This is a genomic window from Streptosporangium lutulentum, assembly GCF_030811455.1.
Lineage (GTDB): Bacteria > Actinomycetota > Actinomycetes > Streptosporangiales > Streptosporangiaceae > Streptosporangium > Streptosporangium lutulentum.
Genome location: NZ_JAUSQU010000001.1, coordinates 9,445,361 through 9,461,066, shown reverse-complemented (window position 1 = coordinate 9,461,066; position 15,706 = coordinate 9,445,361). Strand labels below are relative to the sequence as shown.

Genomic DNA, 15,706 nt, shown 5'->3' with positions numbered 1-15,706 from the left:
CATGGTCCCCGGGATGAGAAGCACCCAGGAGATGCCGACCGCACCCGGTGCGGAGCTCACGGAACAGTCCGTACCGCCCGTGACGGCCGAAGTACCGCGGAACGCCTCCGCGGACCGGGCGGCGGTCAGAGCCTTCCGTCCGCGCCGGGTGGTCCCCTCTGTGATCACCGCCTTCCTGATGCTCGTGATCGGCGGCCTGGTGGCGGCTGAGGTGATCAGCGCGCTCCTCGGCGACCCGCTGCGCCTGGTGCCCTACGACCGGATCTCGGGCTGGGCGTCGTCGACGCCGTGGAGCGACCCGTCGGTGCTCATGGGCGCCCTCGTGCCCGCCCTGCTGGGCCTGCTGCTGGTGCTGCTCGCCCTCATACCTGGACGGCCTCGGTTCATCCCGGTCAGAACCGGCGACAAGGACCTGATCATCGGTATGCGCCCCAAGGGGTTCGCCCACGCCCTGACCCACGCGGCCGAGGAGGTCCCGGGCATCGACCACGCCAGGGTGAAGCTGCTCGGCAGGACCGCGCATGTGAGGGCGGACAGCTTCCTGCATGACACGACCGGCCTGGCGGACGCCGTACGGCAGGCCGTGACCGCGCGGATCGCCACGCTCGGCCCGGTGCGCGACCATCCCGTACGCGTGAAACTGCGAGAAAAAGGTGAGCGTTCGTGAGCCGCATGGACAGGAAGACCTCGAGGGGCAACCGGCTGGGACTGTTGCTCATCGGGCTGCTGCTGATCATCCTGGGCGGCCTCGTGATCGCCCGCGGCGCACGCCTGTTCCCTCAGAGTTTCGCCCCCGCGAACGCACCGCTCATCACCGACTCGGTGCGTTCGGCCTTCGTCCGTGACCACCCGATGCTGTGGTGGATGGTCGCCGGGGCGGCGATCGCGCTCGCGCTGCTGGGCCTGCGCTGGCTGCTGGTCCAGGGGCGGAGCCAGAAACTGAGCGGCATCCGCCTGCAGAGGGGCCCCACCGGTATCACCGAGGTCCACACCGACCGCGTGGCCGACGCGATGGCCACCGAGGTCGGCTCGCAACCCGGGGTCCTCGGCGCCAGCGCCGCGCTGGTCGGCACCAACGCGCATCCCGCCGTACGGCTGCGCATGGCGGTCGCCGAGACCGTCCCGATGAACGCCATCCGCGAGCAGCTGGGCGGGCGGGCCCTCCCGCACATGCGCCAGGCGCTGGAGACCGACCGGGTTCCGGCGGTCGCCCAGGTGAGCCTGGAGTCGCCACACCCCCGGAGGGCCGTCGCCTGACGGAGCGCCGATCGTATATTGATCGGGAAACCAACGCTTCGAGGACTTCGAGGAGAAGCTGTGCCTTCGGTTGTGAAGATAAATGTGCTGACGGTGTCCGAGGAGATGCGCGAGGAGCTGGAGCGCCGGTTCTCCGGGCGGGCCGGGGTCGTGGAGTCCGCCGACGGGTTCGAGTGGTTCGAGCTGCTGCGCCCCGTGGAGGGCACCGACCAGTACCTGGTCTACACCCGCTGGCGGTCCGACGAGGACTTCAAGCGCTGGACCGAGAGCCAGTCCTTCCAGAAGGGCCATGCCCAGGCCGCCGCCGAAGCCGGCGGAGGTCAGGGCCATGGGCACGGACACGGCCAGGGGCCGGCCGCGTCCGGATCCCAGCTCTGGTCGTTCGAGGTGGTTCAGAGCGCCGGTCCCACGTCAGGGGCCTGAACCGGAAGCCGTCCCCCCGCCGGCCCCGTCAGCGGTCCAGCGGGTTCGCCTTGACGCGCTCGGCGAAGCCCGAGCGGACGAACACGGCCGCGAGGCTGTCCGGCTTCCGCTCGGCCTGATCCCTGAAACACGCGACGAACTCCTCGCCGAGTCCCAGCCGGGGGTGGCGCTCCAGCACCTCGGCCCGCAGCCCGGCGGGGAAGTCCTCCGGCCTTCGCCCGGAGACGTCCAGCGCCGTGGACAGCTCCAGCAGGTGTCCCTCGGGATCCTGGGCCACGTCCACCGTGTCCCACATGTGCCGCACGATCACCTCCGACGCGCGCACGCGCCGCTCGACCGGCCACCCCGCGGCGGCGCCGAAGACCCACGCGACGTGGCCGCCGGCCTCCTCGAACGGCACGGTGTGGCTGTCGAACTCCTTGACCAGGCCGAGGTCGTGCAGCATCGACGACACGTACAGCAGCTCGGCGTCGAAGGAGATGTCGTTCATCGCCGCGTAGGCCGCCGCCCACAGGTAGGCCCGCACGGAGTGGTTCAGCAGGGCGGGTGAGCAGTAGGCGGTGGCGACCTCCAGAGCGGCGCGGGAGGCGGAGGTGTCGGGGATCACGATGTCGGCGAATCTCATGCGTCCAGCTTGCCCCGGTGGGAGAACCACCTACGAGTGGCCGGGAGGCCAGCCATCGATAGGATCCCGCCATGGGGTTCTCGACCGTCGCGGTGATGCTTTTCGATGAGATTCCGCTGTTCGAGGCCTCGGTGCCGATCGCGGTCTTCGGGGAGCGACGGAGCGGGCTGCCGGACTTCGACGTGCGCGCGGTGGCCGCCGAGGGCGGGCCGGTACGAACGGACGCCGGCATCACCCTCGCCGCGCCCCACGGTCTGGACGCCGTGGACGACGCGGATCTGGTGATCGTGCCGACCTGGCGACACCCCCTCGGACGCCCGCCGGCGCGGGAGGCGCTCCAGGCGCTGAGCCGGGCTCACGAGCGTGGGGCGACGGTGGTCGCCCTCTGTCTCGGCACGTTCGTGCTCGCCGCCACCGGGCTGCTGGACGGGCGCACCGCCACGACGCACTGGCGCTACGCCCCGCTGCTCGCCTCGACGTATCCGCGGATCCAGGTCAAGCCCGACGTGCTCTACGTGGACGAGGGCGACATCCTGACCTCGGCGGGAAGCGCGGGCGGCATCGATCTCTGCCTTCACCTCGTCCGCCGGACGTACGGCCCGCAGACGGCGGGCGACATCGCCAGAAGCCTGGTGGTGCCGCCCCACCGGGCCGGTGGACAGGCCCAGTACGTCGACCACCCGGTGCCGGCGCCCGTCGACGGCGACCCACTGGGCGAGACCCTCGACTGGGCTCTGCGCCACCTGGACCAGGAGATCACCGTGGACGCCCTGTCCACCCGGGCCCTGATGAGCCGCCGCACCTTCGACCGGCGATTCCGCCAGGTCACCGGCACCACGCCCACCCAGTGGCTGCTCCACCAGCGCATCCTGCACGCCCAGCGGCTCCTGGAGACCACGCGGGAGCCGATCGAGCAAGTGGCACGCCGTGTGGGCTTCGCCTCGGCGGTGACGCTGCGGCCCCACTTCCGCCGCCAGGTCGGGGTCTCCCCCACCGCCTACCGGGAGACCTTCGGCGGACCCGACGCGCCGAACGCGGCCCGCGCCGCGGACGAGACCCGGCGGGCCGCCCCCGAACTGGCGTGAACCTCGCGGTGCGTGGCCGGAAGAACTCTCACGGTGGTACGGCTCGCGCCACCAGACTGGGGACATGAAACGAGCGCTGATCGTCATCGACGTCCAGAACGAGTACTTCACCGGCGACCTGCCCATCTCCTACCCCCCCGCGCGAGGAGAGCCTGGCCAACGTCCTCACCGCCATGGACACCGCGCGCGAGCACGGTGTCCCGGTGATCCTGGTCCAGCACACCTCGCCCGCGGACTCCCCGCTGTTCGCCGCCGGCGGCCACTCGTGGGAGTTGCACCAGGAGGTGGGGCGCAGGCCGTACGACCATCTGGTGGAGAAGACGATGGCCTCGGCCTTCGCGAAGACGGACCTGGCCGGGTGGCTGGACGCCCAGGGGATCGACACGCTGACCGTCGCCGGATACATGACCCAGAACTGCGACGAGTCCACCGCCCGTGACGCCTTCCACCGGGGCATGGCCGTGGAGTTCCTGTCGGACGCGACCGGCACGCTCGCCCTGTCCACCCGGGCGGGCAGCGCGACCGCGAAGGAACTGCACAACCACGTGCTGGTGGTGATGGACTCCAACTTCGCCTCGGTGTCCACCACCGCGGAGTGGGCCGGCGCGGTCAGGTCGGGCGAGCCCCTGCCACGCCCGAACATCTGGGCGAGCACGCGAGGAAGCGAAATGGACTGAGGACGCGCCGTGAGGACGCGCGGCGTCGCCGGACAACACGTGAGGGGGCGGTAAACCAGTGGCCCGCATCTAGTTGCTAACGATGTGCCGGAAGAGGTCATCCCAGCTTGACCGCTTTGATGGGATTTGGGCACCATGATCCACCCTCTTCGTTCGGCCCGAAAGGAACTGGCGTGCGCCGCCGCACACAAGCACTCGTCCTCTCACTCATCCTCTTCGCGACCTGCGGCGCGACGGTCGGCACGGCGGAGGGCGCGGAGCAGGTCAAACGCACCTCCGAGTGCCAGGGCGACTGGCTGCCGGCCACGCCGACGGGACCGGAGATCATGGCAGGTGAGGTCGAGTTCCTGGACCTGTCGCCGGTGAAGGTGGCCAAGGACGTCAACTGGCGTACCGACCCCTACCGCAACCGCTCGTGGAGCATGGTCTTCCACTCGCTGCGCTGGATGGGCCGCCTGGTCGCCGACTACGAGAACAACGGGGAGAAGGCGTATCTGGACCGGGCCACCGAGATCGCCAAGGACTGGGTGGAGGACAACCCGCGCGGCAGTTCCAAGGCCAGCCCCTACGCCTGGCAGGAGCACCCGATCGCGCTGCGCGCCCCCGCGCTGATCTGCCTCAGCAAGCACGTCAGCGCGTCCTGGCTGACCCGCAGCCTGGCCGAGCACGCGAAGATGCTGTCCGACCCGAGGCTGTACGAGAAGGGCCACAACCACGGCATCGACCAGGACATCGCCCTGCTCGGCATCGGCTGCCGCTACAACCGCGACGAGTGGTCCAACCTCGCGATCAAGCGGCTGATCGAGACCGTGAAGCTCGACGTCGACTCCCAGGGCGTGCTGCGCGAGCAGGCCCCGCGCTACGCGATCTACGTTCACGAGCGTCTCAAGGTCGCGATGGACAACATGAAGGCGTGCGGGCGGAAGGTGCCCGGGGAGATCTCCTCGCGGTGGAAGTCGCTGGAGGGCTTCATCTCCCACTCCACCCAGCCCAACGGGTTCATGGTCCCGATCGGCGACGGCACCGCGGACGTGCGGCCGGTCGGCTACGACCAGCCCTCGAAGAACGTGCGGGTGTTCGGCAACGGCTACGTCTACGGGCGCACCGCCTGGGACAAGCCCGAGTCGGCGTTCTACTCCATCCGCTTCGGCCCCGGCACGAAGTATCACGGCCATGAGGACCACCTCGGCGTCACCTACTACGCCCAGGGCCGCGACGTCCTGGTCGACGTGGGCTTCGACTCCTACGAGAACAGCGGCTACCGCAGGTGGACCATGTCCCCGGAGGCGCACAACACGCCGGCCGTGGTCGGGGCGGCGTTCCGCAGCAAGACGGCCACCACGTTGAGCAGGTCCTCGATAGGGCAGGACCGGCAGAGCTACCGGCTGACCGACAAGGCCTACGGCGTGCCCCGGACCCGCTCGGTGCTGGTCAACCACCGGGAGGACGTGATGGCCGTGCTGGACACCGTCCCCAAGGGCTCCCAGGTCCGCAACGTCTGGCACTTCGCCCGCGAGCTCTCCACCGTGTCGAACTCCGGGGGCCGGGTCGTGGTGAAGGACAAGGCGGGCTGGAAGGCGACGCTGGTCCAGGTCTCGATGCCCTCCTGCAAGCCGGTGAACGGGCTGAAGGTGGTCAGCGGCCAGAAGAGCCCCTCCTACCAGGGCTGGGTCTCAGCCGCCTACCTGCAGAAGCAGGCCGCCCCCGCGGTCGTCTCCCCCGCGTCCGACGGCCCGCTGCTGACGGTCGTGGTGCCCGGAACCGACAAGCCCTCGGTCTCGTGCTCCGGCGGCAAGGTCAGCCTGGAGACGTCGCAGGGCGCGGTCAGCTTCCGGGTCAACGGCGCGGATCTCTCCTGACGCCCTGACGCTCTGACAAAGGTCCGCCGCCGGGATCCCGGCGGCGGACCTTTTTTGCGGATCAGGCCCTTCGCGGATCCGGCGGCCCTCCGAGAACCGGCGGCGAACCTCCCCCGAGGTCTTCACAGCGGATTCCGGAGGATCCCCCGCCGCACGGGGACGCCCCCCGGGGGTACGGCCGAGCCGTACCCCCATCTAGTCGGCGACGTGGCCCGCGCGCAGGAGGCCGTAGGTGACGGCCTGCTCCAGGGCCTGCCAGGAGGCCTCGATGATGTTCTCGTCGACGCCGACCGTCGACCACCCGCCGGTCGCGTCGCTGGAGGTGATCAGCACGCGCGTGACCGCGTCGGTGCCGTGGCTGCCCTCCACGATCCGCACCTTGAAGTCGATCAGCGCGACCTCCGCCAGCTCGGGGTAGAGCCTTTCCAGTCCCAGCCGCACGGCCCTGTCCAGGGCGTTGACGGGACCGTTGCCCTCTCCGGTGGCGACGATCCGCTCGCCCTTGGCGTACAGCTTGACCGTGGCCTCGCTGACCAGCTCGCCGCCGCGGGTCCGCTCGACGATCACCCGCCAGGACTCGACCTCGAAGTGGCGCCTGCGCTCGCCCGACACGGTGTCGCGGAGCAACAGCTCGAAGGAGGCGTCGGCGGCCTCGAAGGTGTAGCCCTTGGACTCCAGGTCCTTGACCCGGTTGACCAGCTCGCGCGAGGTCTCCGCGGACAGCTCGTAGCCCAGCTCCCGGCCCTTGAGCTCGACCGAGGCGCGGCCCGCCATGTCGGAGACGAGCATGCGCATGTCGTTGCCGACCTCGGCGGGATCGATGTGCTGGTAGAGGTTGGGGTCGACCTTGATGGCGCTGGCGTGCAGCCCGGCCTTGTGCGCGAAGGCGGAGACGCCCACGTAGGGGGCGTGGGAGTTGGGAGTGATGTTGGTGACCTCGGTGATCGCGTGAGCGATCCTGGTCATGTCGGCCAGCGTCTCCTTCGGGACGAGGTCGAAGCCCCGCTTGAGCTGGAGGTTGGCCACGACGGTGAACAGGTTGGCGTTGCCCGACCGCTCGCCGTAGCCGTTGGCGCAGCCCTGCACATGGGTGGCGCCCGCCTTCACCGCGGCCAGGGTGTTGGCCACCGCGCAGCCGGTGTCGTCGTGGCAGTGGATGCCGATCCTGGCGGACGTCCCGGTCGCGACGTGGACGACCTCGGCGAGCTCGTCGGGAAGCATGCCGCCGTTGGTGTCGCACAGGGCGATGACGGACGCCCCCGCCTCGGCGGCGGTGCGCAGGACTTCCAGCGCATAGGCTGGATTGGACGTGTAGCCGTCGAAGAAGTGTTCGGCGTCGAGGAAGACTCGCTGTCCCTCCGCACGAAGGTGAGAAACCGTGTCGCGGATCATCGCGAGGTTCTCCTGGAGAGTCGTGCGGAGGGCCAGCTCCACGTGCCGGTCGTGGCTCTTGGCGACAAGAGTCACGACCGGCGCGCCGGATTCGCGCAGCGCGGCCACCAATGGGTCGTCGGCTGCCTTCGTACCTGCTCGGCGGGTCGCACCGAACGCGGCAAGCTGCGCGTACTTCAGGTCGAGCTCTGTGCGAGCCCGCCTGAAGAACTCTGTGTCCTTGGGATTGGCGCCGGGCCATCCCCCTTCGATGAAGCCGACGCCCAGATCGTCCAGGTGACGCGCGATGGCCAGCTTGTCGGCCACCGTGAGGTTGAGGCCCTCCTGCTGGGCACCGTCACGGAGCGTGGTGTCGTACACATGGAAGCGATCATCGTTCATGTCGGTCTCCTTCGCGGGTTTGACGATCCGCCGCGCGCTCAGTCGGCATTGAGAAACAAAAATGACCCCTCACGGACGTGAGAGGTCTGCGCGCCGGCGGTGTCCCTTTTCAGCCGGCGCGCCTGCCGATAATGAGCAGAGCGTAGAACATGATGTCCAGGAGTCTGCCACACACCGACAGCATCTGACACATCGATCTCAAGATCTGAGATGTACGGCGCGCGGACGCAACCCCGGATTTCCGCCCCGAACCGGCGGCCAAGGGTGAGAATGGCCAGCATGAAGGCCACCTATCTCGATTCCGCAGTCGGGCAGTATCTACTCGCGCACAGCACCTGGTCCGACGAGGTCCTCGACGCGCTCGCCGTCGAGACGCGCGAGTTCACCGGGGACAGCGCGCGGATGCAGGTCTCTCCGGATCAGGGACGTTTCCTCACGATGATCACCCAGATCAGCCGCGCCCGGCACGTGGTGGAGGTGGGCACGTTCACCGGCTACTCGTCCATCTGCCTCGCCCGGGGCCTCGGAGCGGGCGGCAGGCTGAACTGCTTCGACGTCAGCGAGGAGTGGACGGCGATCGCCCGCCGCTACTGGGACAAGGCCGGGGTCGCCGACCGTATCGAGCTGAAGATCGGCCCGGCGGCCGAGCGGCTGAAGGAGCTTCCCGCCCAGCTGGCCGTGGACCTGGCGTTCATCGACGCCGACAAGGTCAACTATCCCGTCTACTACGAGATCCTCATGCCCCGCCTGGCGCCCGGCGGCCTGATCCTCGTCGACAACACCCTGTGGGGCGGGCACGTCGCCGATCCCACCAACGACGACGAGACCACCCGGTTCATCCGCGACTTCAACGACATGGTGATGAACGACGACCGGGTCGACTCGGTCATGCTGCCCATCGCCGACGGCCTCACCATGATTCGAAAGCACTGACGAGAGCTCTCCCGAGCCCCGGACGGCCACAAAATTTTGCCATCACTTTAAGTAAAGCGTCGAGAGAGTCACGTCCCTTCCGTACGGAAGGGACGGTTCCGTTCTCGGGGAAACCCTGCCCCAGGAGGCCGGGCTTCCCCGAGTGAGGGATCAGCAGATCTTGTGCACCCAGCTGCGCGGGTCGGGGCGGGAACCGTACTGGATTCCCACGAGTTCCTCGCGGATCCTGGACGTGACCGGGCCCTGGTCGCCGTCGCCGACCGTCCAGGCGCGGTCGGCGCCCTTGACCGAGCCGACCGGGGTGACGACCGCCGCGGTACCGCAGGCGAAGACCTCGGTGAGCTCGCCCGACTCGCAGCCCGCCTGCCACTCCTCGATCGACAGACGGCCCTCCTCGGGGGTCAGACCGAGGTCTGCGGCGAGGGCGAGGATCGAGTCGCGGGTGATGCCGGGCAGGAGCGTGCCGGTGAGCGCCGGCGTCATCAGGCGGTCGCCGTAGACGAAGAACAGGTTCATCCCGCCCATCTCCTCGACGTAGCGGTGCTCACCCGCGTCGAGCCAGACCACCTGGTCGCAGCCCTGCTCGACGGCCTGGCGCTGGGCCACGAAGGCCGCCGCGTAGTTGCCGCCGCACTTGACGGCGCCGGTTCCGCCGGGGGCCGCGCGGGTGTACTCCGTGGAGAGCCAGACCGAGACGGGCTTTCCGGCGCCGAAGTAGGCCGCCGCCGGAGAGGCGATCACCATGTACTTGTAGGTCCTGGACGGGTAGTTCACCCCGAGCGCGGCCTGAGTGGCGATCATGAAGGGGCGCAGGTAGAGGCTGTGACCCGGCGTCGTGGGGACCCATTCCCTGTCGGTCTGGACGAGAAGCTCCAGCGACTCGACGAAGGTCTCCTCCGGCAGTTCCGGCATGGCCATCCGCAGCGCCGAGTTGTTGAAGCGGGCGGCGTTGGCGTACGGGCGGAAGGTCGCGATCGTCCCGCCCTCCTGGCGGTAGGCCTTCATGCCCTCGAAGAACTCCTGGGCGTAGTGGAAGACCGCGGTCGCGGGGTCCAGGCTCAGCGGGCCGTACGGCATGAGCCGCGCGTCGTGCCAGCCCTCGCCCTCGGTGTAGTCGATCGAGATCATGTGATCGGTGAAGACCTGCCCGAATCCGGGGCTCGCCAGTACCTGCTCGCGCTCGGCCGCGGTGCGCGCGTGGTCGGAGAGCTGCACGTCGAAGCTGAGCTTCTGAGCGGTGGTCATGGCGAGATCCTTCTCTTGGCGTAGGGCGACCCTGAATCCATTTTGCGACGGAACAGGTAACGGGAAAACTACTGCATCGACACCGAAACCCGGCAGTGCCGGTACAACGAAGACGCGCCTGGCGGCTCGTAGGAGCCGCCAGGCGCGTCTGAAGTGAGGGGGCGGCTTCCTCAGCCGGTTACTCGGGCGGTGATGTCGTCACCGATCTCGTGAGTGGTCCGGCCGGCCCAGCCGGTCAGCCGTTCGACCAGATCGTCGGCCACGGCCTGCTCGACCCGTGCGGCCTCCTGGGCCAGGCCGAGGTGGTCCAGAAGCATGGCGACCGACAGGATCGTCGCGGTCGGGTCGGCCTTGCCCTGGCCCGCGATGTCGGGGGCACTTCCGTGGACCGGCTCGAACATGCTCGGCGCGGTGCGGTCGGGGTTGATGTTTCCGCTGGCCGCCAGGCCGATGCCGCCGGCGATGGCCGCGCCGATGTCGGTGATGATGTCGCCGAAGAGGTTGTCGGTGACGATCACATCGAACCGTTCGGGCTGGCTGACGAAGAACATCGAGGCCGCGTCCACGTGGCAGTAGTCGGTCTCGACGTCGGGGTACTCCAGGCCGACCCGGTCGAAGACGCGGGCCCAGAGGTCACCGGCGTAGGTGAGCACATTGGTCTTGTGGACCAGTGTCAGCTTCCTGCGGGGACGGCCGAGCGCTTTTTCGAAGGCGTAGCGGACGACCCGCTCGACGCCGTGGGCGGTGTTCAGCGACTCCTGGGTGGCGATCTCGTGGGATGTGCCACGCCTCATCACGCCACCGGTCCCGGCGTACAGCCCCTCGGTGCCCTCGCGGACCACGATCATGTCGATGTCCTCGGGGCGGGCGCCGCCCAGCGGGGTCTCCACGCCGGGGAAGAGCTTGACCGGGCGGAGGTTCACGTAGTGGTCGAACTGGAAACGGAGTTTGAGCAGCAGGTCGCGCTCCAGGACGCCCGGGGGCACGCTGGGGTCGCCGACCGCGCCGAGCAGGATCGCGTCGTATCCGCGCAGCTCGTCCAGGACAGGGTCGGGCAGGGTCTCACCGGTCTCGTGGTACCGCTTGGCTCCGAGATCGTAGGTGGTGGTCTCCACCTTCGTGCCGACGACCGCTTCCAGAACCTTCAGGCCCTCGGTGACGACTTCGGCACCGATCCCGTCTCCGGGAATGACAGCCAGGCGAATGTTGCGCGAATCCATGAACGCACCTTACCGGTCCCGTCTCGGTGATCGAACAACGATCTCACTCTTCGGACAAATCTGAGCGTACGGCACGCCTGATCGTTTTGTCCATTTTTGCGAGGTATTGACCGTTTCGTTGACTTTCGTTATGGTCCTCAGCATTCGTACTGACGCCTAATCCGCACAGGTCATCCCCTACATCGGCCTGCGCGGGGCCGGGGAACCACTTTTTTCGGGATCCGCCGGACGACTGGAACCTCGCTCCACCCCCGGAGCCGTTCCTCGCTGTCCTCATGCGATCCCTAGGGGCGAATCGGCGCATCCATCGCGCCGTAGGGCGACCTCCACGTCCGAGTCCGACAGCTCACCCGGCCGGCCTTATGGAAGGAACCATTTTGTCCGGCAAGACTTACCCCCGCGTCCTGTCCTTGTTCGTGGCCGGCGCCGCCGTGCTCGGGACTCAGGCCGTCGCTCTGGCCGACTCCCGCCTCTCCCCCGCCGACGTCTCCGTCTCCGTCGCCCGAGGGGAAGCCCCCGCTCCCGTGCCCGCGACGCCCGTCACACCCGCCCCCGAATCCACGACGCCCGGCACACTCCGCATACCCGGCACCCCCGGCGCCCCGGCCACGCCCTTCGTGCCCGGCGCCGTCGAGCCCTCGCAAGCGCCCACGGCCGCGCCCGCCGCGCCGGTCACGCCTCCCAAGCCCCCGAAGCCCCCGAAGCCCGCCTGGAAGAAGGCCCTGCAGTGGGCCATGGCCAAGCGCGGCACTCCCTATGTCTGGGGCGGCACCGGCCACGGCGGCTTCGACTGCTCGGGCCTGATGCTCCGCGCCTACGGCGCCGCCGGGATCAAGCTGCCCCGCGTCGCCGCCGACCAGTACAACGCGTTCTCCAGGAAGATCGCCTGGAAGGACCTCCAGCCGGGAGACCTGGTCTTCTTCGACGGCCTCGGCCACGTCGGCATGGTCAGCAAGCCGGGCTACATGGTCAACGCCCCGCACACCGGTGACGTGGTCAAGGTGGAGAAACTCGACTCCGGCCGCCGCGCCTCCTTCGCCGGCGCCGTCCGCCCCGACCCCAAGGGCGTCAAGGCCGCGATCGCGGCCGGACTCCTGACCGCCTCCTGAGCCATCCCCTCACCGGCCCTGCCCCTGGGGCCGGCGGCCGGCGGGCCCCGCACCCACCCTCACCGTCCAGGGTGCGGGGCCCGCCGCTCACACTCACGGTCGATGCCCGGCCGGCAGCTCAGGGCCGCCCGGTTCGTGGACGACGCGCCCTCGCCGGGCGCCCTCGCCCACTCCGCCTCTCCGGAACGGAGCGACGGGTGGCTAACGGTCGGTGGGAGCCCCGCCGTTGTCGCGGCGGTCCAGAGCGGTCTGGAGAGCCTGGGCGGCCTCGTCCTCGGTCTCGTCGGGACGGTCCCAGGAATACATCTCATACATGGCGATTCTCGTCTCGGTCGCATGCGAGCAGGAGAGGTGATCGGGACTCCGGTCACGAATCCGAATCGAGCCTGATGCCGCAGATCCGGGTCACGGATCGGCGGCGGGAGGCTGGGGCCGGCGAGCGCCATCACACCGCGGCGAGCTGCCGGCCTGCCCCTGTCAGGCCCCGCCGCGGCAGGTAAGGAGTACAAGAACCTGACGCATTTGATGTCAAGGTTACCTGGCCGTCGAACCGCCGTCTCGCCCGCCGTACACACTTCTCAGATGCTGAGACGCGGCTGCGGCCGCCACCCGGGTCGTCGGGGCGGCGGCCGCAGCCGGAGAAATCATCTGTCCGCTTATTCGGCCAGATCGACCGAGCGGCCGCTGTCGGCGCCGATCTCGGCACCGATCTGGTCGACGACGTTCTGCGGGATGGCCGTGTCGACGGTGAGCGCGATGAGGGCCTTTCCGCCCTTCACGTCACGGGCCACCTGCATCGAGGCGATGTTGATGCTGTGATCTCCGAGGATCCGGCCGACGACGCCGACGATTCCGGGGCGGTCGGTGTAGGTGAAGAACGACAGGTGGTCGGTCGGCTCGATCTCCATCTGGTAGCCGTTGACCTCGACGATCTTCGTGATCTGGCGCGGCCCCGACAGGGTGCCCGAGACCGAGACCGTACGGCCGTCGGCGAGGACACCGCGAACGGTCACGACGTTGCGCCAGTCGGGGCTCTCCGAGCTGGTGATCAGCTCGACCGTCACGCCGCGGTCCTTGGCCAGGAGCGGGGCGTTGACGTAGGTGACCGAGTCTTCGACCACGTCGGTGAAGACGCCCTTGAGGGCGGCCAGCTCCAGCACCCGCACGTCGTGGGCGGCGATCTCGCCGCGGACGTCGACGTCGAGCTTGGTGGCGACCTCGCCCGCGAGGGCGGTGAACACCCGGCCGAGCTTCTCGGCCAGCGGCAGACCCGGCTTGACGTCCTCGGCGACGACACCGCCCTGGACGTTGACCGCGTCAGGCACGAACTCGCCGGCGAGGGCGAGCTTCACGCTGCGCGCGACCTGGGTGCCGGCCTTCTCCTGGGCCTCGTGGGTGGAGGCGCCCAGGTGCGGGGTGACGACGACCTGGTCCAGCTCGAACAGCGGGCTGTCGGTGACGGGCTCCTTGGGGAACACGTCGATGCCGGCGCCGGCGACGCGGCCCTCCTTGATGGCGGAGTAGAGGGCGTTCTCGTCGATGATGCCGCCGCGGGCGACGTTGATCAGACGGACCGACGGCTTGACCGTGTGGAGTTCCCTGTCCCCGATGAGCCCGATGGTCTCCTTGGACTTGGGCAGGTGCACGGTGATGAAGTCGGACTCGCGCAGGACCTCCTCCAGCGAGGCCAGCCGGACGCCCATCTGAGCGGCGCGGGCCGGCTGCAGGTAGGGGTCGTAGGCGATCAGCTCGACGCCGAACGGCTGCAGGCGCTGCGCGACCAGCTGGCCGATCTTGCCGAGGCCGAGGATGCCGATGACCTTCTCGTCGAGCTCCACACCGGTGTACTTCGAGCGCTTCCACTCGCCGGCCTTGAGCGCGGAGTGCGCCTGGGCGACGTTGCGCGCGGAGGCGAGGATCAGGGCCACGGTGTGCTCGGCGGCGCTGGTGATGTTGGAGGTCGGCGCGTTGACGACCATGACGCCGGCCTTGGTCGCGGCCTCCACGTCGACGTTGTCCAGTCCGACGCCGGCGCGGGCGACGACACGGAGCTTGGGAGCGTGAGCGATGGCTTCGGCGTCCACCTGCGTGGCGCTGCGCACGATGAGCGCGTCGACTCCGGCGAGTGCGGGCAGGAACTGGGCTCGGTCGGCACCGTCGGTGTGACGGACTTCGAAGTCCGCGCCCAGAACCGCCAGACCGGCCTCGGAGAGTTCTTCTGCGACCAATACGACGGGCTTGTTCACAGTCTGGATCCTTCTGAGACGGGGAGGCTGCACGGACCTCACCTAGTCTATCTGCGCTTGTGAACGGCTTCACGAGTGTCCCGGGATCCGAGACGCTACCCAATCCCTACGGATCCCATGCGTACAAAATTCAACTTGGTATTGCTCACCACAAAACTTCGCTATTACCCTGATAAGCCGTGGTTCACTACCTATCGTTCCTCATATGAGCATCGGGAACCCCGCTCTCGGCGAAGTGCTCGCGCAGCATGGCGGCCCGCACCGGCTGCTGGCGGCGCTTGCCGAATGGGGACTCCTGGTTGCCGTGCGACCGGACCGCTCCGTCGTGCTGGGCACGACCCAGGCCGGTGATCGTGTGCTGCTCGGGTACACCTCGGAGAGCACCTACGCACGGCACCGTGGCAGCCACTCGTTGTCGGCCTGCGACGCCGACACCATCCTCGACATCCAGCGCGTCACCGGTGTGCGGGAAATCGTGATCGACGCGGCTGGACCTGCGGCGGCGGCCGTGCCCATCGAGGATCTCCAGCGGTATCTGCTCTCGACACGCGGCGGCCCCGCACCCGTGCTGTCGAGCGCGACCCCGACGACCCCGACGGCGTACGCGACCGGGGCGATGGCCACCGTCTCGCGTCCCTCGACGGCACGCCCGAAGATCCCGGTGCCCGCCGCGCCCTCGCAACCGTGGATCCCCGCGCCCCGGCCCCATCTGTCCGGGCCGATGCAGATGGTGGACCCCGGCTACCGGCGGTGTGACCACCCGATCCTGCCCGCCCTGCGCGCCGCGATCTCGCACCTGCTCTCCGGCTACCCGCTCGTCCACCACGTGTGGATCTCCGAGGCCCGGACCTCCTCCGGCGCCCCGGGGATCATGCTGCACGTCAAGGTGCACATGTCGGCGGCCGAGGACGTGGTCAGGGACATCCACCGAGGGGTGCGCGCCCGGCTGCCGCAACTCGCGGCGAGCGAGGCGCCGATCCTCATGGCGAGGGTCGCCGACGCGCGCAGCGAGCAGCGGATGGTCGAACTGGGCGCCCACGTGGTCTGCGCCGACGTCACCGACTGAGGACATCACCGGCGGGAGATCCCGTCGGACGGAGAAGAGGTGCTCAAGCCCGCCTCTGCGGCCCCGACCGGGTCCGTACCGGGGAGCGCCTCGACTCCCGGGGCGCCTTCACGGGTCATCGGGGCGTGTGCCGTCCTTCCCATGCTCCCAATCGGCGGACCACGACCCCGGCCGTCCCGCGGCTCCCG

15 protein-coding genes and 1 riboswitch are annotated in these 15,706 nt (G+C 69.1%); of the genes, 9 read left to right on the top strand and 6 right to left on the bottom strand.

The features are described from left to right. The first annotated feature begins 13 nt into the window (after nt 1-13). Genes J2853_RS42585 through J2853_RS42575 form a run of 3 tightly spaced genes read left to right on the top strand, consistent with a single transcriptional unit; the run spans nt 14 to nt 1,680 of the window. A complete protein-coding gene (locus tag J2853_RS42585) occupies nt 14-667 on the top strand; it encodes a DUF6286 domain-containing protein (protein ID WP_307567327.1) in 654 nt (217 codons plus the stop codon). Then, complete coding sequence (locus J2853_RS42580; protein WP_307567325.1) at nt 664-1,257, top strand: hypothetical protein; 594 nt, start codon at nt 664-666, stop codon at nt 1,255-1,257. Before J2853_RS42585 ends, J2853_RS42580 begins: the two co-directional genes overlap by 4 nt. 60 nt (nt 1,258-1,317) lie before the next feature. Beyond that, nucleotides 1,318-1,680 carry an antibiotic biosynthesis monooxygenase family protein gene (locus tag J2853_RS42575; RefSeq protein ID WP_307567323.1) on the top strand — a complete coding sequence of 121 codons (363 nt, stop codon included), beginning with the start codon at nt 1,318-1,320 and terminating at the stop codon, nt 1,678-1,680. Between the two features lie 28 nt (nt 1,681-1,708). On the opposite strand, the gene J2853_RS42570 is transcribed toward J2853_RS42575, so the two are convergent. Then, nucleotides 1,709-2,305 (bottom strand): HD domain-containing protein, encoded by a 597-nt coding sequence (locus J2853_RS42570; RefSeq protein ID WP_307567321.1) that lies wholly within the window; start codon nt 2,303-2,305, stop codon nt 1,709-1,711. 71 nt (nt 2,306-2,376) lie between these two features. On the opposite strand from J2853_RS42570, the gene J2853_RS42565 reads away from it, so the two are divergent. The 3 genes from J2853_RS42565 (at nt 2,377) to J2853_RS42555 (ending at nt 5,926) form a co-directional block, all read left to right on the top strand. Next, nucleotides 2,377-3,390, top strand: coding sequence for a helix-turn-helix domain-containing protein (locus tag J2853_RS42565; RefSeq protein ID WP_307567319.1), 1,014 nt, complete (start codon nt 2,377-2,379; stop codon nt 3,388-3,390). Nucleotides 3,391-3,563: 173 nt separating this feature from the next. Beyond that, nucleotides 3,564-4,067: a cysteine hydrolase family protein gene (locus J2853_RS42560; RefSeq protein WP_307567318.1), complete on the top strand. Its 504-nt coding sequence runs from the start codon at nt 3,564-3,566 to the stop codon at nt 4,065-4,067. A gap of 173 nt (nt 4,068-4,240) precedes the next feature. Next, nucleotides 4,241-5,926 carry a heparinase II/III family protein gene (locus tag J2853_RS42555; RefSeq protein ID WP_307567316.1) on the top strand — a complete coding sequence of 562 codons (1,686 nt, stop codon included), beginning with the start codon at nt 4,241-4,243 and terminating at the stop codon, nt 5,924-5,926. A 195-nt stretch (nt 5,927-6,121) separates the two neighbouring features. Here the strand turns inward: J2853_RS42555 and cimA are convergent, their stop codons facing one another. Further along, nucleotides 6,122-7,699, bottom strand: a complete 1,578-nt coding sequence (gene cimA, locus J2853_RS42550) for a citramalate synthase (protein WP_307567314.1) — start codon at nt 7,697-7,699, stop codon at nt 6,122-6,124. Nucleotides 7,700-7,737: 38 nt separating this feature from the next. Beyond that, nucleotides 7,738-7,980 carry a hypothetical protein gene (locus J2853_RS42545; RefSeq protein ID WP_307567312.1) on the bottom strand — a complete coding sequence of 81 codons (243 nt, stop codon included), beginning with the start codon at nt 7,978-7,980 and terminating at the stop codon, nt 7,738-7,740. Here J2853_RS42545 and J2853_RS42540 point away from each other — a divergent pair. Continuing rightward, on the top strand, nt 7,979-8,632 hold the full coding sequence (locus J2853_RS42540; RefSeq protein ID WP_307567310.1) for an O-methyltransferase: 654 nt from the start codon (nt 7,979-7,981) through the stop codon (nt 8,630-8,632). The genes J2853_RS42545 and J2853_RS42540 overlap by 2 nt on opposite strands. Before the next feature lie 150 nt (nt 8,633-8,782). Here the strand turns inward: J2853_RS42540 and J2853_RS42535 are convergent, their stop codons facing one another. Further along, complete coding sequence (locus J2853_RS42535; protein WP_307567308.1) at nt 8,783-9,877, bottom strand: branched-chain amino acid aminotransferase; 1,095 nt, start codon at nt 9,875-9,877, stop codon at nt 8,783-8,785. A gap of 170 nt (nt 9,878-10,047) precedes the next feature. Next, nucleotides 10,048-11,097: a 3-isopropylmalate dehydrogenase gene (locus tag J2853_RS42530; RefSeq protein WP_307567306.1), complete on the bottom strand. Its 1,050-nt coding sequence runs from the start codon at nt 11,095-11,097 to the stop codon at nt 10,048-10,050. A 143-nt stretch (nt 11,098-11,240) separates the two neighbouring features. Further along, nucleotides 11,241-11,472, top strand: a riboswitch (cyclic di-AMP (ydaO/yuaA leader). 2 nt (nt 11,473-11,474) lie between these two features. On the opposite strand from J2853_RS42530, the gene J2853_RS42525 reads away from it, so the two are divergent. Then, nucleotides 11,475-12,206, top strand: a complete 732-nt coding sequence (locus tag J2853_RS42525) for a C40 family peptidase (RefSeq protein WP_307567304.1) — start codon at nt 11,475-11,477, stop codon at nt 12,204-12,206. Nucleotides 12,207-12,862: 656 nt separating this feature from the next. On the opposite strand, the gene serA is transcribed toward J2853_RS42525, so the two are convergent. Next, nucleotides 12,863-14,452 carry a phosphoglycerate dehydrogenase gene (serA, locus tag J2853_RS42520; protein ID WP_307567302.1) on the bottom strand — a complete coding sequence of 530 codons (1,590 nt, stop codon included), beginning with the start codon at nt 14,450-14,452 and terminating at the stop codon, nt 12,863-12,865. A gap of 205 nt (nt 14,453-14,657) precedes the next feature. Here serA and J2853_RS42515 point away from each other — a divergent pair, with 205 nt between their 5' ends. Beyond that, a complete protein-coding gene (locus tag J2853_RS42515) occupies nt 14,658-15,518 on the top strand; it encodes a hypothetical protein (RefSeq protein ID WP_307567301.1) in 861 nt (286 codons plus the stop codon). Nucleotides 15,519-15,706: the final 188 nt, after the last annotated feature.